Origin of the sequence: Streptococcus sp. DTU_2020_1000888_1_SI_GRL_NUU_041A, assembly GCF_032387735.1 — a bacterium.
GTDB lineage: Bacteria > Bacillota > Bacilli > Lactobacillales > Streptococcaceae > Streptococcus > Streptococcus sanguinis.
Genome location: NZ_CP135591.1, coordinates 1,008,595 through 1,028,422 on the forward strand (window position 1 = coordinate 1,008,595; position 19,828 = coordinate 1,028,422).

Consider the following 19,828-nt stretch of genomic DNA (forward strand, 5'->3'; position numbering starts at 1 on the left):
CTAATATGCCTTTGCTTTGATAAAATAGAAAAGTATGTGAAATAAACAGGAAACTGTTTAAAGGAGAAATGGAGTTTATAATGGAAAAGAAAATAGTCTATGGCTTCCGCAAGAGCCGCCTTTCTAAGGGCTTGTGCGGAGCTGTTTTGGGTGCGGCTTTGTTGGTAGCTGCCGGATCAGTTCAAGCAGAGGAAAAGGTATCTTCAGCAGCAGGACAGTCTGCCCTTTCTGAAGCTACTCTTTCGCCAACCGAAGCGTCCCAGCCAACTGTTGCGCCTGCTCAGTCAGAGCCAGTTAATCAAGACAAGCTTCCCTTGGAGGTTTCTCATGCAGAAATGGACCAAGCTTTGGCAGAGGCCGAGAAAGCAGGAGTTCAGCTAAAGCAGGAGCCGACTGTTGATTTAGGAACAGCTAGAAATCCAGAAGAAGCTGCTAGTAAACGGGAGACAGCGCTAGCAGATTATGCGACCCAAGTCAAGGAAATACGTGAAACCACAGCAGCTTATCAAGAGCAACTGAAGACTTATGAGAAAGAACTCAGTCAGAAAGAGTCTGACAATCAAGTCTTGAAAAACCAATATGACAAGGCTTTAGCTTCCTATGAACAAGAGTCCAGTCGTATTCAAGCTGAAAATGCTCAGCTTCAGGCAGACTATGAACAGAAACGGGCTGCTTATCAAGCAGAATTGAACCGTATAGTAAAAATCAATCAAGAGAAAGAAGCCTCCTATCAAGCAGCTTTAGCAGCCTATCTAGAGGAGCGTTCACGGATTTTACAGGAAAATGCTCAAGCGAAAGCAGACTACCAAAATGCTATGGAGAGCTATGCTACAGAGCTGAAAGCTACTCAGGAGAAGAATGCAGAAGCAAAGCGTCGCTATGAAGAAAAGCTTGCTCAGGTCTCAGCTCACAACAAAGCAGCCCAAGCTGAAAATGCAGCCATTGCAGAACGAAATCAGGCCGCTGAAAAGGCCTATCAGGAAGCAGTCAAACGGTATGAAACTGAGGTTTCCATATTGGCTCAGGTTAAGGCAGAAAAAGAAGCTGTTTATCAAGCAGCCATGGCTGATTATGAGAAAGAGTTGGCTAGAGTTCAGAAAGACAATGCCGAGCTAGAACAGCAGTATCAGTCAGATTTAAGGGCTTACAAGCAGGAAGTAGAACGCATTCAAAGAGACAATCAAGCTGCAAAACAATCTTATGAGACATCCTTGGCTAAAATCCAAGAGCAGAACAAAGAGATTGAGGCCCAAAATCTAGCTGTTCAGAAGAAAAATATAGCCTTAAAGGAGCAGTATCAGGCTGATTTAGCTGCTTATCAAGAGCGATTGGCTGAGATTCGTCAAAAAAATCAAGCGGCAGAGAAAGACTATGAGAGCAAATTAGCTGCTTATCAAAAGAATCGCTCTGAAATCGAGGCGGCCAATGATGCCAAAGCGAGAGATCATCAAGCAGCTTTGACTGCCTATCAATCTGAACTTGAGCGTGTCCAAGCTGAAAATAAGAAGCGGCAAACTGCCTATGAGACAGAAAAAGCAGAAGTAATAGCCCGTAATGCTGCCATTGAAGCTGAAAACGCCCAGATTCGTCAGCAAAATCAGGAAAAACAAGAGCTTTATAAAAATCAATTAGCTCAATATGAGCAGGATGTGGCTCGAATCACCGAAAGCAATCAGAAAAGTCGAGAAGCATATGAGAAAGCCTTGCTTACCTACCAGGAGGCGACTGCTCGGATTGAGACAGAAAACAAGAATAAACTAGCTGCTTATCAGGCAGACTTAGCGACATACCAAGCAAATCTTGCAAGGATTGAAGCAGAAAATCAAAGGCTAAAAGAAGATTATGAGGCAAACCTTGCTTCTATTTCAGCACAGAACGCAGTGATTGAGCAGGAAAATGCAAGCATTAAAGAAAAAAATGCCCGATTGAAAGCCGACTATGATAAGCTGTTTGAAGAATATAAGAAGGCAAAAGCTGCCTATGATACTGCCAAAACTAAGTATGATGCAGCTCTTGTAACTTTTGAGAGAGAGTTGCAGGAAGCGGAGGTTAAGAAAAATGAAGAAGGCTATCTCAGCAAGGTTGAAAGCCAGCCTTTTGTTTTCAAATCTGAGCCCCAGGCTGTCTTGACGCTTGATCCCTCTATTAGAACCTATACGAATGATGAGCTGACTGATGAGGTTCGTTCTTGGGGAATGGATCAACAAGGAATAACTGCTTTGACCAGTGTTTTAAAAGGGAAAGAACATCAGACTAAAGTCATTTTACAAAAAGATGTGCCTCTGGTAGCTACTTATACTAATATCAAAAATTCCAGTATTCAGGGCAAGAAAATCGCTAAAGTTGTCTACACTTATACTCTGAAAGAATCAACGAAGAGTCAGGATAAGCTTCCAGTTTTCTTAGTTAAGGATCCGACCTTGACTGTCTGGACCTTGGATTTTTATGGCCATTCTCGGGTCAATGTCCAAGCGGAGTTTTTCGATGAGGCTGGAGAAAGGCTTGATATGACAGGCTCGCTTGTCAGCTTCTCATCTTTAAATACGAATAAAGTTGCAATTGAGTACATTAAGAATTTTAATGGTGAATATATTCCTATTACAGGTTCTGCCATTAATATTCACCCAGATACTAGTGTTCACGCTGATATTTCAATTAACTTTGAGCGGGAAGGTTCTCGCTTTGAGCACAACAAGTGGGATACACCTACTAGTCCTTATAACTGGTATGGCGCTATTGTCGGTAAGGCGCAAGGCGATGTCATTTCCTTTGACATTGGTTCACGAAACCGGGGTTCTGCTTGGTTTCTATTTAACTCTGATATTAAAGCCAAAGGTGTTCCAATGAAGCCTGTTGCTCCGACAGAAGTTGCTCAACCTCAGGAACCGGCTTATGATGATGTCAAGGCCTTGCAGCCTCTTCCAAGTCAGCCAGTCTATCAACCTTTGCCAGAGGAGCCAGCCCAGCCGGCCTATCAAGAACTTCCTAACCAGCCGACAGAAACTCAGCCTCTTCCTCTTCCAAATCGGCCTGAGGAGCCAGCAGTTCTACCAGAAAGAGATCTGGAAATTCTACCGAAAGAGCCAACTTATCTGGCTGAGCCTCTACAACCTCAAAAGCCAGTTTATCAGGAAGTGCCAGAAGAACCTAGCTCCCCTTCTCTATTGACAGAGCCGACTGCAGTTGAAGAGCCAACCTATGAGAAGGAGCAGCCCTTGCTGAGCCTTCCGCAAGAATCGGTTGAAAAACCACTGTCACAGGAACCACAACGACCATCTTATTTGAAAGAACCAGGAAAACCTCAAAAAGATCCTGAAGCAAGCACGGGAGAAGGTCCGAAATCGCCTGCTTATGAAGAAGAAATTGCTTTAGAGGATCTGCCTCAGGAGCCACGCTATCTACAGGAACCCCAGCTCCCACAAGAACCAGTTCTTCAGCCTGAGCCTCAGGCACCTGTCAGAGAAAGTGACCTGCCTCTGATAGAGGAGCCTGACAAACCAAACTATAAGGAGCTTCCTCAAAAGCCGGCTGAGCCTAGCTATCAAGCTTTGCCAAGCCGTCCGCAAGCGCCGACTCAAACTTATCACTTTAACCAGCTCTTTATCCAGTTAAAAGTCAGAGAAGAGGTGGAGAATGAGTCCAAGAAGAATATTCATCAACAAGAGGTTAGCCAGGGAAGTTTTGCTGTCCTTAATCTGGTAACGGATGCTTTGCCTGCTTATCGCCTGCCAATTCATTCTTTCGTATTGGAAGATCGCCTGCCAGAAGGTTTTGAATTGGATCTAGAAGCAACCAGAGCGAAAAGTCCTGGTTACGAGGTTTCTTATGACCCAAGCACCAGAGTCTTGACTTTTGTTGCTGCACCAGGTCTGCTTGAACGCTACAATGCTGACTTGAATTCTGCGACCGAGACCCTAGCTCTAGCAGCAGTCGGTCGACTCTTGTATCCAGGCAGAACTTATACCAATCATTTCAGCTTGCTGATTAATAATCAATACCGGATAGAGTCCAATCAGGTTAGTGTTTCAACACCTCCTGCAGAAATTACTATTCAAACAGCACAGAAATTTGAGCCTCTGTCAAACCAGACTTGGCAGCATCAAAGATCTGCAAGTAAACAAGCAAGCAACTTGCAGCTATCTGTCAGCTACCAAACCAAAGAAAGAGCTTCTCAAGGTCAACTGCCTAAAACTGGAAGCAATACGAGCTCTCTTCTTACTTATCTTGGCTTTGCGGTCTTGCTAGCTTCAGCTGGCTTCCGTTCTTCTAAGAAAGAGTCATAAAAAGATAAGCAGCTCCTGCATCCAGAGCTTTTGAACATGATAAATTTAGACTGAGACAATTTTGTCCCAGTCTTTTTTACTGAGGATTTTTTGAGCAAATGGTTGATAGATGTATCAAGTATTTTAGATAGGCAAGTATTTTAAGATGAACGTAAATCATGTTATAATAGCCATGTCAAAGAATTTTTACCTACAATAATCACTAATGCTAAAGAATTTCATCTAGCCAAATAACTAAAAAATAAGTATGATGAGGAGGAAAAGATAATGTTAGGTAAACAATTGAAGTTTATACGGGAGCAAAAAGGCTATAGCCAAGCTCAGATTGCAGAATCACTAGGGACGACTCGGCAGACCATCTCGAACTGGGAAAATGATAAGACGATTCTAGATAGTGCAAGTCTTATTCGTCTAGCCGATTTTTACCAGATTTCATTAGATGAGCTATGTGGTCGAAAAGCTTTATCTATCTCCAAAGATTCGAGCATAAAATCAATGATTTTGACAAATGCCTGTACACTTTGGACTTGCTTTGTTTCCTCTCTCGGATAGCTCTATTGATTTTCCTGCTAACTTTTTAGTTATTTAGAATATTAGGAGGAAAACAATGTTTTACTATTTTTATTTATCTCTCGCAATTCTATTTGAAATTGCCGCCACAAGTCTTTTAAAACTATCTCAAGGTTTTTCGAAACTATTTTTCGGTTGCCTTGCTTTGATGTTTTATGGCTTGTGCTTTTTCTTTTTATCTCTATCTTTAAAGGGCATTCAGTTAAATCTAGCTTACGCTATTTGGTCTGCAATAGGTCTAGTAGGGACAACGATATTATCTATTCTGCTTTGGCACGAAAAAGTAACAGCTGTAAGCCTTTTAGGGATAAGTCTAGTTATTGTCGGACTTGTTTTATTGAACTTATCACAAAAGACTCACTAGAGAATGGAGAATTATATGTTTGATAATTATTTTAAAAATAAAAAGGTTGTAATTATTGGTGCAAGTGGTAGTTTGGGAAGAGTCTATACACGGGCTTTTCATCAAGCAGGTGCTAGGTTATATCTATTAGGAAGAGATATAGAGAAGTTAAAGATGTTTGTGCAAGAATTTTCGTCTTTTATTCCAATAAGCTCAGTGGATATTACAAGTGAAGAGTCTCTAAAAAATGTAGTATCAGAGATACAAGAGTGGTCGGAATGTATAGATATTGTTATCAATGCAACTGGTTTTGATGTAAGAAAATCTTTGTCAGCGCATTCCCTTGAGGACATAGATCAGACACTATTGATCAATTTATCTGGCGCCATTCTGATTAGCAAGATTTTTCTGCCCTTATTAGCAAATGAAAAAGGTGCTACAATTGTGCATTCTGGCGGTTTTGCAGATGGGCGGCTCGCTTTCCCTTACTATAGCGTAGATGTGGCTAGTCGTGCAGGGATTTTTTCTTTTATTGAATCAATGAATCGCGAATTAAAGCAGGAGCAGAAAAAGGTGTATTTAACCTATTTTTGTCCCAATGCTGCAGACACACCCTCAGAAAAGCCTTACCATCCTGTTTGGAAGGAAATGGGGATTAAGATTTCAACTACAGATGAAGTTTGCCTAGCTTTGCTAAAAGGTATTAAGTCTCATCAAAGAGTCATCCTAATGGGGCGAGGGGCATCTTTGTTTACTAAACTCAATCTTCTGTCTTCAAGATTAGCCGATTTTCTTTTATTAGATAAATATAGCCGTATATTGAAAAAGCACTTTTCATAATCCATTTTCCCTATCTTTCAGCCTTTTTTAAGAAAAAATTCAGTCCTTTTTAAGTAAAAAACTATATGATAATGCTATTCAAGTGAAAGGATGTGTATAGGATGACTTGTAAGCTGCATTAGCTTCTTGCTTGATAGAAAGAGTCAGAAAAATTAAAAAGAAAGAAGGTAATAGATTTAATGGATATGGAAAAAATGATTGTTGTAAAAAAAGTACCAAATGGTGGCTGACGGTTGCGACGGGTGGTGCTCTAGCAGTCGGACTTCTGGGCGGTTATGGTCTTGCGACAGCTATTCACGGTACAAACAATCAGCAATCAGCTATTCAACAGCCAGCTACTATGCCTGGAGCACCGGAGCAGGGTCAGAATGGTCAGGATGCAGGAAATGGAATGCCGCCACAAGTTGGTCAGAATGGTCAAAATGGTGGACTAGGTAATGGAATGCCGCCGCAGGATGGTGGTCCAGGACAGAACGGTCAAGACCAAGGAATGCCGCCTCAAGACGGCCAGCAGTCTGACAATGACAAGAGCAAGAATTCTTCTGCTCAGCAAAATGACAACGGGAAGAAAAACAAGAAAAAGTCTTCAACGAACATAAATGAACAATCGGACAAGAACAATAATAAGTCGACAAAAGAAAATAAAACGTCGCAGTCGTAGAAAAAACTTACTGATTTTGACCCAAGTCATGATATAATAAGAATAGCAAATAAAACAAAAACCAAAAGACATAATCTTGGAAAGTTTTATTGGAGGAAAGAAAAATGATTAAAATTCTATTGGTAGAAGATGACCTTGGACTGTCAAACTCAGTTTTTGATTTTTTAGATGATTTTGCAGATGTAACGCAGGTTTTTGATGGTGAAGAAGGTCTATATGAAGCAGAAAGCGGTGTTTATGACCTCATCTTACTGGATCTCATGCTGCCTGAAAAGGATGGTTTCCAAGTGCTGAAAGATCTCCGAGCAAAAGGAGTCACAACCCCTGTCCTCATCATGACAGCTAAGGAAAGCTTGGATGACAAAGGACATGGCTTTGAGCTAGGCGCTGACGACTATCTGACAAAACCTTTCTATTTGGAAGAACTGAAAATGCGGATCCAAGCGCTCTTGAAACGCGCTGGTAAATTCAACGAGAATACTCTTTCTTATGGTGATGTAACTGTCAACCTATCTACAAATTCGACTACGAAGGCGGGTAAAGATGTAGAGTTGCTTGGTAAAGAGTTCGACCTCTTGGTTTATTTCCTGCAAAATCAAAATGTAATCTTGCCTAAGACTCAAATTTTTGACCGTCTGTGGGGCTTTGACAGTGATACCACTGTTTCCGTTGTCGAAGTGTACGTTTCAAAGATTCGTAAAAAACTGAAAGGAACGGCATTTGCGAAAAACCTACATACTCTTCGTAGTGTCGGCTACATTTTAAAAGATGCTGAATAAAATCAAGAAGACCTTTTATGCGGATGATTTCTCTTATTTCATTCGCTATTTTGGGTTGTTTACATTAATCTTCTCAGCCATGACCTTGATTATTATTCAGGTTATGCGCTCCAGCCTTTATACGTCAGTTGATGAAAATCTGAGGAATCTGAGTAATGATCCTAGTTCGGTAGCTGATTTGGCCTATCGGACGACAGGTCAGCAGTCTGATCCGAGCAATAAGGTCAACACTAAAAGTCCTAAAAGCAGTAAAGAGCCAGATGGTGATTCAGATGAAGAGCCTAAGCCTAACAATCTAACTACGCCAAATGTCAGCTCTAATACCTTTGCCCTGCTTTTGGATGATGATTATAAAAATATTTCCACCAGCAAGAGCGATGGTTTTCTGGACTTTAATTCATTAGAGTTTAACAAGTCCTATCTGAATCAAATCAAGGAGATTGTGATTGGCAACAGCTTTGGTCAGACAGAAAGCTATCGGGCTTATCTCTTTGATATTGATCCTAAAAATGAGTACCCTGATATCAAGTACGCTGTGGTCATGACTAGTATCAGCCAGCTGGAGCAGACCAGCAGCAAGCATGAGCAACTGATTGCCATGGTTATGGTCAGCTTTTGGGGAATTTCCCTGATTGCCAGTATTTATCTGGCTCGGATGAGTGTCAAGCCTCTGCTGGAAAGTATCCAGAAGCAGAAGGCTTTCGTGGAAAATGCCAGTCACGAGCTACGGACTCCTCTGGCAGTATTGCAGAGCCGCTTAGAGACGCTCTTTCGTAAGCCTGAAGCTACAATTATGCAGAGCAGTGAAAATATTGCTTCTAGCTTGGATGAAGTACGGAATATGCGCTTGCTGACGACCAATCTGCTCAATCTGGCCCGTCGCGATGATGGCATCAAGCCTCAATATGGTGAAGTTGAACCAGAATTTTTTGATACGACCTTTGCTAATTACTGCATTATCGCAAGGGAGAATAAAAAAGCCTTTCATTCAGAAAATATGATCAAGCACCCTATTGTGACCGATCAAATTTTTCTCAAACAGCTGATGACCATTCTATTTGACAACGCTATAAAGTATACAGATGATGATGGCGTAATCAGTGTCATGGCTACTTCGACAGATCGCTACCTTATTTTCCGAGTGGCGGACAATGGTCCTGGTATCAGCGATGAAGATAAGAAGAAGATTTTTGATCGCTTTTATCGGGTGGATAAGGCTCGGACCCGTCAGAAAGGTGGCTTTGGTCTGGGACTTTCTCTAGCCAAGCAGATTGTCGATGCTTTCAAGGGCTCTATTTATGTCAAGGACAACAAACCAAAAGGTACGGTCTTTGAAGTTAAACTGCTACTGAAAGAAACGAAAAAGCGTTCTGTAAAATAGCGGGAGAGGCCTAATATGAACATTTTGGTTTATGGTGCTGGCACAATTGGTTTGACATACGCTTGGTTACTGTCTAATCAACATCAAGTTACTGTCTTAGTTAGAGAGCATAAGCTGTCGACTTTAGAGCAAGGCTTCACACTTTCTATTAAAGATTTAAGAAAAGATGATCAGGTCTATAAAGAACATCACTTCCAGCCGCCTCTGGTGACGAGTATTGCTCAAGACTATGACCTGATTCTCTTAACGGTAAATAGTTTGCAACTAGAGCAGGCATTGGATCATTTGGCGGCTATAAAGGAAAAAGCTCATTTACTTATTTTACAGAATAACTGGAATATCAACTCCAAGATTCCTTCTTATTTGGACAGAAAGCAGGTGTCGTTAGCTTTTCCTTCTTCTGTTGGAGGAGGGCGAAAGAGTGATGGTCGGATCCAAGCTATCATTTTCAAAGAAGCTACGTTACTTGATGATGATTCTTACACATCAGAGTTGTCTCCTATCTTCACAGCTAGTGGTATAGGCATTGATGCTATGCCTGACTTGGCTTCTTGGATGAAGGTTCACTGCCTTCAGGAGGCGATAATGGCAGGTGCAGTTGCAGAAGCGGGGACTTTTGAAGCACTCTTGAAAGATAAAAAAGCAATTCGAAAAATGATTTGCGCTTGGCGAGAAGGTTTAGAACTCTGTCAGCGATATGGCATTCCTAAACATCGTTATAAACCTACTAAATATCTATCCCTGCCCCTATTTCTCTTGGTTCCAGTAATGAAGTTCATGTTGAGTCAGTCTTTGGTTACCGAAATGGTCACAAATCACATGCATTCAGGCTATGCCGAATGGGTTGATCAATATTTTGAAATCAAAAGAAGTGCTGAGAAAGAAAGCATTCCCATGCCTCAATGGAATTCGTATAGCGACTTCATTGAACATTTTTTGAAAAACAATTCTTAGCAGGCCTTGAGGCTTGCTTTTTATCTGCTTTTATTTACTTTTTTAAAAATTTAATATAAGTTTTGCCCAAAATAGGGTATAATAATAAACAAGAAAGAATGAGGTGAAATTATGGCATCAAAAATGTTACATACTTGTTTGCGTGTGGAGAATTTGGAAGCGTCTATCGCTTTTTATGCAGAGGCTTTTGGTTTTAAGGAGCTTCGTCGCAAGGATTTTCCGGATTATCAGTTTACTATCGTTTATCTAGGTTTGGAAGGTGATGATTATGAGCTGGAACTGACCTATAACTATGACCATGGTCCTTATGTGATTGGGGACGGTTTTGCTCACGTGGCACTTAGCACGCCAGACTTGGAAGGTCTGCACGCTGAGCACAAGGCTAAAGGCTATGAAGTGACAGATCCAAAGGGTCTTCCTGGTAACCCGCCTAATTATTATTTTGTAAAAGATCCTGATGGCTACAAGGTGGAAGTCATTCGTGAGAAGAGTCTCTAACATCTAGCTGCAGTTAATTTTGCAAGATAAATGATGATTTTTATTCATTTAGGACAGGTGTATGAAAAGACAAAATAACAAGAAACACGGTAAGAAAACACTCATTGTTCTTAGCTTACTAGGTTTGACTTTTGTTGCTGCTCTATTTCTGGGTGCTGTAAAAATTTACGCTATTTTCCAAGAAAAGGAACTGCAAGAGAAAGTTAGTGTGTTGATTGCTCAAGAAGAGACCTACCACGCTGAAAAAACTGAAAAGCAGAGCAAGATGATTGGCAGCCACTATGTGGAGTCCTTCTATCCTCTGCTAGATGGTCAGGTTATGGCAAGCGTCAAGGAGCAGATGGACGCTGATAGCCAGACGATTAAGGATAATCAGAAGAAGGACGATAAGATTGAGGAATTGACCTTCTACTATGCTGAGGAAAAAGAAACGAGCCTGAAGGATGTCAAAGAAGTACTGGTGCATCGCAAGGACTATCATGTTAAAGAGATGAAAATCAGTAAAGGAGAAGAGCGGGAAGTTGCTGACAGCTATCTCGGTCCAGACGACAGCCCTTTCACTCTGGATAAGCTCTTTCAGGATCCTGATGCAGCTAAGGAAATCTTCATCAACGAAATATCCAGCCAGCTGACCTTTAGACAGGCCGATGAGGCGGTGCAGACGGAAATTCTCAACACCCTCAATGGAACGGAGTTGGGTCAGTGGTCCTTCCGTTATGAGTACAGCCATTTTTCTATTAAGCTGAGTAAGGAAGTGCAAGGCTTAACCAGCATTGACGTTCCTTTATCTAGCTTTTATGACCAGATCAATGCGGACTATCTGACCGGAGATGACTTGGCGGCTTATCAGAGTTTCGAGGCTAAGAAGCATGTGAAGATGGTTGCTCTGACCTTTGATGACGGTCCAGATCCTAAGACAACACCGCAGGCTCTGGATATCCTTAAGAAATACGGTGCCAAGGCGACCTTCTTTATGGTTGGGCAAAACATTGCTGGTAATGAAGCGATTGTCAAGCGAGTGCACAATGAAGGTCATCAGATTGGGATTCATACATGGGACCATCCAGTCTTAACCAAACTACCTCTGGAGTCAGCCAAAAAAGAAATCCTTGATACCCAGACCGCTATTAACAATGTCATAGGCATCAAGCCAATGATTACGCGGCCTCCTTATGGAGCTATTAATACTACAATCCAAAATTCGGTTGACCAGTCCTTTATCATGTGGAATGTGGACAGCCTAGACTGGAAGACACGCAATACTAAAGCTATTATGCAAGAGATTGCTAAAACTCAGCCAGGTTCGATTATCCTCATGCATGATATTCACCAGACCAGTATTGACGCCCTACCAAGTGTCCTCGAGTATCTGAAGAGTAACGGCTATACTTTGGTAACGGTCGATGAGCTTCTGGAAGGTCAGCTAGAGCCCCATCGTATTTATTACGGCAGAGACTAAGACGGTCCTTGGGTTTAGATTTTGGAAATCATTGTTGGTAATGAGTAAAAGCAAAAAAAGCTTTGGAAATCTAATGTTTCCAAAGCTTTTTTAGTTTAACTCGTTACATAAAGTTCTTGATTTTTTAATAGAATTTCACGAACGGAAGCGTATTTTTTCAATGTTTTCAGCTCTTCAGGATGGCTGATGAGGGTGATGACATAGCCTTCCTTGCCCATGCGGCCGGTTCGTCCAGAGCGGTGGGTATAGGTTTCTAAATCGCGCGGAAGCTCATAATTGACGACGCATTCTAGGGAGTCAATATCAATGCCGCGAGCAACTAGGTCAGTGGCTAGCAGGAGAGTAATCTGGTGCTCTTTGAACTTATCCAAAATCACCTTGCGGAACTTAACGTTGACATCGCTGGCCAGAGAAACCGCGTTGGCTTCACGATACTGGAGTTTTTCCTCAGCGCTTCCTAAGTCTGACAGAGCGTTGAAAAAGACTAGTCCGCGGAAATCTTCAACATTGGATAATTTGCGGAGCAAGTCCACCTTATCACGTTTTTCGACTTGCATGTAAAAGTGCTGGATGTTGTCCAAAACTTGGTCGTCAATGCTGATTTCTAGAGTATTTTCAGTAATCTTATCGTGGTCGAACTTAGCGGTGGCGCTCATATATATCAGCTGGTGGTTACGAGGCGCATAGTGGGTGATTTTATCTACAAAGTGATACTGAGAATCGCTGAGCAGCTGGTCAAATTCGTCCAAAATGATGGTTTCGACATTCATCATCTTGATTTTCTTGAGCTTGATTAATTCGAAAATTCGTCCAGGCGTTCCGATGATAATTTCTGGGCCTTTCTTAAGACGCTCAATCTGTCGCTTCTGGCTGGAGCCGGAGAGCAGAAGCTGGGCTGTCAGCCCTAAAGGCTCCGCCCAAGTCTTACAGACCTCAAATATTTGTCCAGACAACTCGGTGTTAGGAGCTAAAATCAAGAGCTGTTGGGCTTTTTTAGGTGTCAGCCTGAGCAGACTGGGAAAGAGATAGGCCAGAGTTTTACCAGTACCAGTCGGACTGATTCCCAGCACCGTATCGCCTGCAGAAATAGGCTCAAACATCTTCTCTTGAATAGCCGTCAAATCTTCAAAGCCCAGTTTAGCCAGCTGATTTTGCCAGCTCGGGGGAAATTGTTCCTTAATCATCATCAACCTCAAATCTAATGCCAGCGTCCTTGCGCATGCCAAATAAGCTTTCATGAACAGCCGCCGCCGCATCCAACCATTTCTCGTAAGCCGCATCCTGTCCGCCCTTGAGCACTCGCGCGAAAGCTTGAGCCTCTTCCAGCATGGTGTGGGGAGCACGCTTGATAGGTAGCACCTCCTCTTGGCCGTCCAGATTTTGGAAAATAGCAGAGCTGATAAATTCAATCCCGTCTAAAGTCAGAGTTCCCTGATCTGTGTAAATCTCTGCAGGCAGATTGCTGTTTATATTTTTACCGGCCTGAATCTGAACTTGAAAATCTGGATAGATGAGACAGCCAGCTCCATTTAAATCAATCGTATTAGCTAGCTGCTGGGCGCTGTAGCGAGCGAAGCGGGGATGGCTAAAAAGTCTGATAGCCGCATAGACTGGATAGACACCCAAGTCCATCAAAGCGCCGCCGGAAAACTTAGCTGAGAAAACGTTGGGTTGCTCTCCTGCAAGCAGAGCTTGCATTTTAGAAGAATACTTGGCATAGGTGAAGTTGGCTCCCAAGACGGTCTTGTCCTTGAGAAAATCACTGATCGTATCAAAGGCCTGCTCATGATAGTTGCGGGCAGCTTCAAAGAGATAGACTTGATGCTCGTCAGCCAGCTTGACCAATTCCCGCCATTCTTTGGGTCGAGAGACCGCCGGCTTTTCGACAATAACATGTTTACGAGCCAGAATAGCTACCTTGGCATGATTGAAATGCAGGCTGTTGGGACTGGCGATATAAACGACATCGATATCAGATGACAGAAAGTCCAGCATTTCAGTATAGACGGCTGTATTTTCATAGTTTTGCACAAAGCGCTCAGCAGAAGCCAAAGTCCGAGAGTAGACTGCTGCCAGCTGATAGTTGCCTGTTGAGTGAGCGGCCTTGATGAACTCATGAGAAATAGAACCTGTTCCGATAATTCCAAGTTTGAGCATAAAAACCTCCTTTTTTCTATTTTTAAGCATGTACTTTTTTTATTTTAGCTCTTTCATTATAACATGAATTGCGGTAAAATAGATAAGATAACAAGAGATGGAGCTTATAATGCAAAATAGACCTATTATTATTGGTGTGACTGGTGGTTCTGGAGGCGGAAAGACTAGTGTTTCTCGAGCAATTTTGGCTAATTTTCCAAACGAAAAAATTGCCATGATTGAGCATGACTCCTACTATAAGGATCAGACGCATCTGACTTTTGAGGAGCGGGTGAAGACCAACTATGACCATCCTTTTGCCTTTGATACGGACTTGATGATTGAGCAAATCAAAGAGCTCTTGGCTGGTCGACCAGTGGATATTCCCACTTATGACTATACAGAGCATACCCGCAGTAAAAAGACCTATCGTCAGGATCCTCAGGATGTGTTCATCGTTGAGGGGATTTTGGTCTTAGAGGATCAGCGCCTGCGGGATTTGATGGATATTAAAATCTTTGTGGACACAGATGATGATGTTCGGATTATTCGTCGTATTAAGCGGGACATGGAAGAGCGCGGCCGCAGTTTGGATAGCGTTATCGAACAGTATTTGGGTGTCGTTAAGCCTATGTACCATCAGTTCATCGAGCCGACCAAGCGCTATGCGGATGTCATCATTCCAGAGGGAGCTTCTAATAAGGTGGCTATTGACCTGATTACGACCAAGATTGAAAAAATCCTTAAGGAAGCCAGAGAAGGCTAGGACAGGCAGCTTTCTAGCTCTGTCATTTGAGGAAATAAAGTCTGTGAATCTGGTGAATCGCAGTAGCTACAAGATTTTGAAATATAATCTAGCAAGGGGAAGTGGACGGACTGAAATCTAGGATTTTCGGAGTCTGGTCACTCCCTTATTTTGTAGGTGGTTTATGAAACAATTTGTAAAAAGAGAGTTTCACTCTCGTTCAAAATTTTTTGCCTGCCTCTTGACCTTTTGTGCAGGATTTATCGACGCCTATACCTTCATTGAGAGGGGAGGGACCCTGGTGGCAGGTCAGACGGGAAATGTCGTTTTCCTTTCGGTTGAGCTCATCAATCAGGAGACAAGAGGAATTGAAGTTAAATTGGCAACTATGCTGGCCTTTATGCTGGGGATTTTTCTGATGACCGTTTTTCAGTATCACTTTGAGCATTCTTGGCGCAGACTGTCCAGCGTTTTTCCCTTGATATTGACGACAACTGTCGCAGGATTTTTGCCAGCAAATGTACCCCATCTCTATATTGTGCCGCCACTGGCTTTCTGCATGGGACTGGTTGCGACGGCTTTTGGCGAGGTGGATGGCATTGTCTATAACAATTCCTTTATGACGGGGAATATTAAGAAAACCATGGTAGCTTTTGGCAACTATGCTCGAAATAAGAAAGGGAAAGATTTGAAAGAAGGCCTTTTCTTTGTTGCCCTATTAGCAAGCTTTGTAGTTGGAGCCATTATTTCTACCTATCTAATTCAATTTTACCTCCTGAAGACCATCTGGCTTGTTTCCCTGATTTTAACAGCCTTTCTCCTTTTCCGAGGAATTCAGTATATGAGGAGATGAGGGTGTATATTCTTCTTAGAAACGAAGTGCCTTAAGAAGTGATATTGTGAAATTCATAGAAAGTAGTAGAAATATAAGAGAAAATGATGAAAAAAAGCAAAATAGCGACTCTATTAATTATAGCGCTAATTGTTACTCTGATTATTGGAGGAATAGTTATGACAGTTCAAAATCAAAATTTGTTTACAGACGGAGTTGAGCGGGAGAAAAAGAAAGAGCAAGATCCGCGTAAAAAACAACTTGCTTATCTCAAAAGGCATAAAGAAGAGTTGACCGACTTTGCTAAAGCTTTGAATCCTAAGGTTGAAAGTGTTCAGTTTAATTGGGACAGTATGAAAGTCGAAGACATAGGGAATGGCACCCCTCAAGGTGGAGGACATATTCTGACATTGGATGGTAGAATAAATAATAATGAGAACACTGAATTTACGCTGGGAGTTCCACTGAAATACGATTCAAATGAAGTTCCTGATAAGCTAGTTATTTATGAAATGCAGCCGATAAGAATTTTAAGAGATGGAGGTTGGTTCTTATATGAGTAACAGCAATTTAAAACCATTTGATAATTTTTATGGAGATTTAGCGCAGTCAGTAAATTTCATACTTCACAGAATGCTTTTCAAAAGTATTTTTATGCTTTCATGATATAACAATAGTAACTTCTCTTTACTTTGGAGGATAAATAATGAAAAAAAATAGATTAGCTATTCTTGCGATAGCAACCACTCTGGTCATAGGAGGGACGATTATGACAGTTCAAAACAAAAGTTTGTTCACAGATGATATTTTTGGTTTTCAGAGTCCAAGAGAAAAACAGTTGACTTACTTAAAAAAACACGAAAAAGACTTAGCAGATTTTGTGAAGTCTTTAAATCCTAAAGTGGATTCTGTTCAAATTGCTTGGGAAGAAACACGTTGGGAAGAAATAGGAAATGGAACACCGCAGGGTGGAGGTAATGTTATTCGAGTTTTTGGTGGTTTTAATCATATCAAAGATTCAAGTTGGAGTGTTTTGGTCTACATAAAAGATGGAAAGAACAATGAAGAAGATTTTATTGAAGGAATTGGAAGTGGGAGTCCGCTCCGTGTAGGAGGAAGAGGATTTGACGAAGAGTAATTTAAAAAACTTTCATATCTACGCAAATTTAGTGCAGTTTATAAATTTCATATTTTACGGAATACTTTTCAAAAGTATTTTTTTAATGCATTCATGATATAATAATAGTAACTTATTATTATGCACAAGGAGGCTAGAAGATGAAACAAAAACAAATAGCGATTCTATCTGTGGCAGCAGTAATAGCTTCTCTGGTCATAGGAGGGACAATTATGACAGTTCAAAATAAAAATTTGTTTACAGACGAAAGCAAGCAGGAGAAAAAGGAAGAGCAAGATCCGCATGAAAAACAGCTTGCTTATCTTAAGAAACATGAAGAAGAGATTAAGGAGTTTGTAAAATCTCAAAATTCAAAGATAGAATCGGTTCAAATAGATTGGAATGAAACCATGTGGGAAGAAGTTGGAAATGGAACGCCTCAAGGAGGAGGTGAGGTTGTGATAGTTGGAGGAGGATTCAATAACATAGAAGGATCGACATGGCAGGTTATGTTTAGAATTAAAAATGAAAAAATTATTTTTGATACTATGACGCAAGGAAGCCCATTGCGAGTAGGTGGTAGAATTTATGAGTAACAGTATTTTAAAAACTTTGATAATCTCTATGCAGATTTAGCGCAGTTTGTAAATTTCATACTTCACAGAATACTTTTCAAAAGTATTTTTTTACTGTATTCATGATATAATAATAGTAACTTATTATTATGCACAAGGAGGCTAGAAGATGAGACAAAAACAAATAGCGATTCTATCTGTGGCAGCAGTAATAGCTTCTCTGGTCATAGGAGGGACAATTATGACACTTCAAAATAAAAATTTGTTTACACATGGAACCAAGCAGGGGAAAAAGGAAGAGCAAGATCCGCGTGAACAACAGCTAGCTTATCTTAAAAAGCATGAAGAAGAGATTAAGGAGTTTGTTAAATCTCAAAATTCAAAGATAGAATCAGTTCAAATTGATTGGGAACAAACACAATGGGATCAGATAGGAAATGGAACACCGCAAGGCGGAGGTGATATTATTGATGTTTATGGAACATTTAATAATATTGAAGAATCTGGTTGGAATGTTACAATTCCCATAAAGGATGGGAAAGCCGATTTACACTATATGGGACTAAGTAATGGATTAAGTCTAAGAGGTGAGCTTTTTGAGTAATAGCAATTTAAAAACATTTGATAATTTTTATGCAGATTTAGCACAGTCTGCTTATACAGGAAGACCTATAAAATTCCCATATAATTCACTTACACGGGATAGGCAAAAAAAATTAGATAGTGGATATTCCATTCCTTTTGATTTTTCCCAAGATGTTGTGTATGGGAAAGAAATCACCCCTGGAGGTAAGAAACTCGATAATGATGGGAAAGTTTACTTGCAGCCAGATCCAGATTTGCATGTTGAAAAGGGATTGGATTTACCCTTTATGGATGATAATGATAAGAAAATTGCTGATTATAAAGAGAAAGCCGGTTTAGGACCTTACCAGAAAGGTCGTTTAACTAATGAGAGAGTTGGCTTTAATGCATATTTTCTAACAGATACACCAACTTTGGGCAAGGATACAAAGCATACTTATATGGCTATTCGAGGTAGTGATGGTTTCAATATTGAGAGATTTAAGAAAGAAGGAATTAAGCCTTTAAATCTGAATGACTGGCTTGTTAATGATGCTAATTTTGCTTTATTTGATTCGCATATACCTCAGGCTAGACTAGCAACGGAGGGAATGAAAGCCACCATTGCAGAAATGAGCGAGAAAGCTCCCAATGCTACGATGGATCTTACAGCCCACTCGCTGGGGACTATGGTGACAGTTCAAGGAATAGCTAATCTGAGCCAACAAGAATTTGATAAAATTGGAAAGGTCGTTCTTTTCGATGGACCGGATACTACCGATAGTTTGAAAAAAATGGGAGTTGATGATGATAGGATTCAAGCAATTAGCGAAAAACTTGAATACTATGTCAATCCTTTTGATATTGTTAGTATGCTCAATCGTGAGAATACAATCTATAATTTAGAGAAACCTGGAGAAAAGCCAACTCGTAAGGAATTGGGAACAGCTCATATAGTTGTGCCTCTTCATTATACTCGCTTTGACTTTATGTCTGATAGTGCTCATGATTTTGGTGTTTTTCAGGCAGACGGCAAGGGGGGATTTTTAGTCGCTTCAGAAGATTTTCATCCAGAACTTCTGAGAGCAGGGGAGAAGCTTGCGCGATTAGAAGCGAAATTTTTAGATTTGCTTCGTATGCAAGGTTTGACTGATGATGAGGCGATAAAATTCATGAATGCTGTTGTTGACGTTTCTTCTTTTGGAACAGCAAATTTTGCGCGTGCAGGTATTTCTACATCTGCTTTCTATGAATTTAAGCGGGATTATCAAGCAATCATTGATGAAGCGCGTAGAGAGTCGATTAAGTGGGACAAGAAGATGATTCCAAGCTATCAGAAACAGCTTGGAAATGGCAATCTTACAGGTGAAGAGAGAATTTTAGTCCGTGCTCGTCTCCTTCAGACTGCAGCTCAGTTGGCTATCTTTGAAATAGAAGATAAAGTTAAGCATGTCAAAACCTTATTGTCGGATGCCAAGGAATCTGTCCAAAAGATAATTAATGACGCAAGAACAGAGGCATTCGGTCTTGCTACTTATTTGAGCGACTCAGAAGTGGAGAGTTTATTGATTGATTTCGATATAAAGCACTACTGGGACGATTCGGTTGAAACAAATACAAACACATCCGCAAAAGGATTCCTGACAGAGATTGAACAGTTGGGAACGACTTTGGTCAGAGCTAGTGGAGATTTTGCAGCAGTCGATACTCAGCAAGCTGAGGATTTCAATAATCTCTTAGCAGATGTGAAAGGATCATGGAGGGTTATTGAAAATGCTTATACCAAATGATGATGCGCTCGTAACTAGAGTGGAGTTAGAGAGACAGTTTAAAGAAAAGATGAAGGAGCAGGAGAGGCAGGCTATCAAGGCTTTGATAGTGGCCAAAGAGCTGCTTATCCTTGCAAAAGGATTAGATCTGGCAGCTCAGCTACAGGCGGCGGCTTTGGATATGAAAAATTATGCTTCTACTAACTATGTCAATGATATTAAGGGTGGATTTGAAGGGAAGGCAGCGCAAGCTGCTGAAACTCATCTAACTCAGACGATGCAGATGCCTTCTTTGGATAGCCCGATTAAGGGATAGGAGGTG

General features: G+C 41.1%; 19 protein-coding genes and 1 pseudogene. 18 read left to right on the forward strand and 2 right to left on the reverse strand.

Going from position 1 to position 19,828, the window contains the following annotated elements; all coding sequences use genetic code 11:
- Nucleotides 1-68 precede the first annotated feature (68 nt).
- From RSK81_RS04935 to RSK81_RS04980, 10 genes and pseudogenes are all read left to right on the forward strand, one after another.
- Nucleotides 69-4,283, forward strand: coding sequence for a GbpC/Spa domain-containing protein (locus RSK81_RS04935; protein ID WP_315687618.1), 4,215 nt, complete (start codon nt 69-71; stop codon nt 4,281-4,283).
- Nucleotides 4,284-4,550: 267 nt separating this feature from the next.
- A complete protein-coding gene (locus tag RSK81_RS04940) occupies nt 4,551-4,835 on the forward strand; it encodes a helix-turn-helix domain-containing protein (RefSeq protein WP_002917391.1) in 285 nt (94 codons plus the stop codon).
- Nucleotides 4,836-4,890: 55 nt separating this feature from the next.
- A complete protein-coding gene (locus RSK81_RS04945) occupies nt 4,891-5,217 on the forward strand; it encodes a DMT family transporter (protein ID WP_002900559.1) in 327 nt (108 codons plus the stop codon).
- A 3-nt stretch (nt 5,218-5,220) separates the two neighbouring features.
- Nucleotides 5,221-6,036: an SDR family NAD(P)-dependent oxidoreductase gene (locus tag RSK81_RS04950; protein ID WP_315687619.1), complete on the forward strand. Its 816-nt coding sequence runs from the start codon at nt 5,221-5,223 to the stop codon at nt 6,034-6,036.
- A gap of 179 nt (nt 6,037-6,215) precedes the next feature.
- Nucleotides 6,216-6,697 (forward strand): annotated as a pseudogene (locus tag RSK81_RS04955) (hypothetical protein).
- 104 nt (nt 6,698-6,801) lie between these two features.
- Entirely contained in the window at nt 6,802-7,476 is a 675-nt protein-coding gene (locus RSK81_RS04960) for a response regulator transcription factor (RefSeq protein ID WP_002917388.1), read from the forward strand.
- Nucleotides 7,466-8,857, forward strand: a complete 1,392-nt coding sequence (locus RSK81_RS04965; protein ID WP_002900556.1) for a sensor histidine kinase — start codon at nt 7,466-7,468, stop codon at nt 8,855-8,857. The genes RSK81_RS04960 and RSK81_RS04965 overlap by 11 nt, the downstream gene beginning before the upstream one ends.
- A 15-nt stretch (nt 8,858-8,872) precedes the next feature.
- Entirely contained in the window at nt 8,873-9,811 is a 939-nt protein-coding gene (locus tag RSK81_RS04970) for a ketopantoate reductase family protein (RefSeq protein WP_049553076.1), read from the forward strand.
- 111 nt (nt 9,812-9,922) lie between these two features.
- Nucleotides 9,923-10,309 (forward strand): VOC family protein, encoded by a 387-nt coding sequence (locus RSK81_RS04975; RefSeq protein ID WP_002895748.1) that lies wholly within the window; start codon nt 9,923-9,925, stop codon nt 10,307-10,309.
- 61 nt (nt 10,310-10,370) lie between these two features.
- A complete protein-coding gene (locus tag RSK81_RS04980; RefSeq protein ID WP_315687621.1) occupies nt 10,371-11,768 on the forward strand; it encodes a polysaccharide deacetylase family protein in 1,398 nt (465 codons plus the stop codon).
- A 95-nt stretch (nt 11,769-11,863) separates the two neighbouring features.
- On the opposite strand, the gene RSK81_RS04985 is transcribed toward RSK81_RS04980, so the two are convergent.
- Nucleotides 11,864-12,955 (reverse strand): DEAD/DEAH box helicase, encoded by a 1,092-nt coding sequence (locus RSK81_RS04985; protein WP_002912245.1) that lies wholly within the window; start codon nt 12,953-12,955, stop codon nt 11,864-11,866.
- Nucleotides 12,945-13,955 (reverse strand): Gfo/Idh/MocA family protein, encoded by a 1,011-nt coding sequence (locus tag RSK81_RS04990; protein ID WP_002912246.1) that lies wholly within the window; start codon nt 13,953-13,955, stop codon nt 12,945-12,947. Before RSK81_RS04990 ends, RSK81_RS04985 begins: the two co-directional genes overlap by 11 nt.
- A 79-nt stretch (nt 13,956-14,034) precedes the next feature.
- On the opposite strand from RSK81_RS04990, the gene udk reads away from it, so the two are divergent.
- The 8 genes from udk (at nt 14,035) to RSK81_RS05030 (ending at nt 19,822) form a co-directional block, all read left to right on the forward strand.
- A complete protein-coding gene (gene udk / locus RSK81_RS04995; RefSeq protein WP_023916123.1) occupies nt 14,035-14,670 on the forward strand; it encodes a uridine kinase in 636 nt (211 codons plus the stop codon).
- Between the two features lie 163 nt (nt 14,671-14,833).
- Nucleotides 14,834-15,502, forward strand: a complete 669-nt coding sequence (locus RSK81_RS05000; protein ID WP_002912249.1) for a YoaK family protein — start codon at nt 14,834-14,836, stop codon at nt 15,500-15,502.
- Nucleotides 15,503-15,585: 83 nt separating this feature from the next.
- Nucleotides 15,586-16,044, forward strand: coding sequence for a hypothetical protein (locus tag RSK81_RS05005; RefSeq protein ID WP_002912250.1), 459 nt, complete (start codon nt 15,586-15,588; stop codon nt 16,042-16,044).
- 143 nt (nt 16,045-16,187) lie between these two features.
- Nucleotides 16,188-16,619: a hypothetical protein gene (locus RSK81_RS05010; RefSeq protein WP_002912251.1), complete on the forward strand. Its 432-nt coding sequence runs from the start codon at nt 16,188-16,190 to the stop codon at nt 16,617-16,619.
- 140 nt (nt 16,620-16,759) lie between these two features.
- Complete coding sequence (locus RSK81_RS05015; RefSeq protein ID WP_002912252.1) at nt 16,760-17,194, forward strand: hypothetical protein; 435 nt, start codon at nt 16,760-16,762, stop codon at nt 17,192-17,194.
- A gap of 148 nt (nt 17,195-17,342) precedes the next feature.
- Complete coding sequence (locus RSK81_RS05020; RefSeq protein WP_002912253.1) at nt 17,343-17,777, forward strand: hypothetical protein; 435 nt, start codon at nt 17,343-17,345, stop codon at nt 17,775-17,777.
- Nucleotides 17,770-19,527 (forward strand): DUF2974 domain-containing protein, encoded by a 1,758-nt coding sequence (locus RSK81_RS05025; protein ID WP_023916128.1) that lies wholly within the window; start codon nt 17,770-17,772, stop codon nt 19,525-19,527. The genes RSK81_RS05020 and RSK81_RS05025 overlap by 8 nt, the downstream gene beginning before the upstream one ends.
- Complete coding sequence (locus RSK81_RS05030; RefSeq protein ID WP_002900542.1) at nt 19,511-19,822, forward strand: hypothetical protein; 312 nt, start codon at nt 19,511-19,513, stop codon at nt 19,820-19,822. Before RSK81_RS05025 ends, RSK81_RS05030 begins: the two co-directional genes overlap by 17 nt.
- The last annotated feature ends 6 nt before the right edge of the window (nt 19,823-19,828 follow it).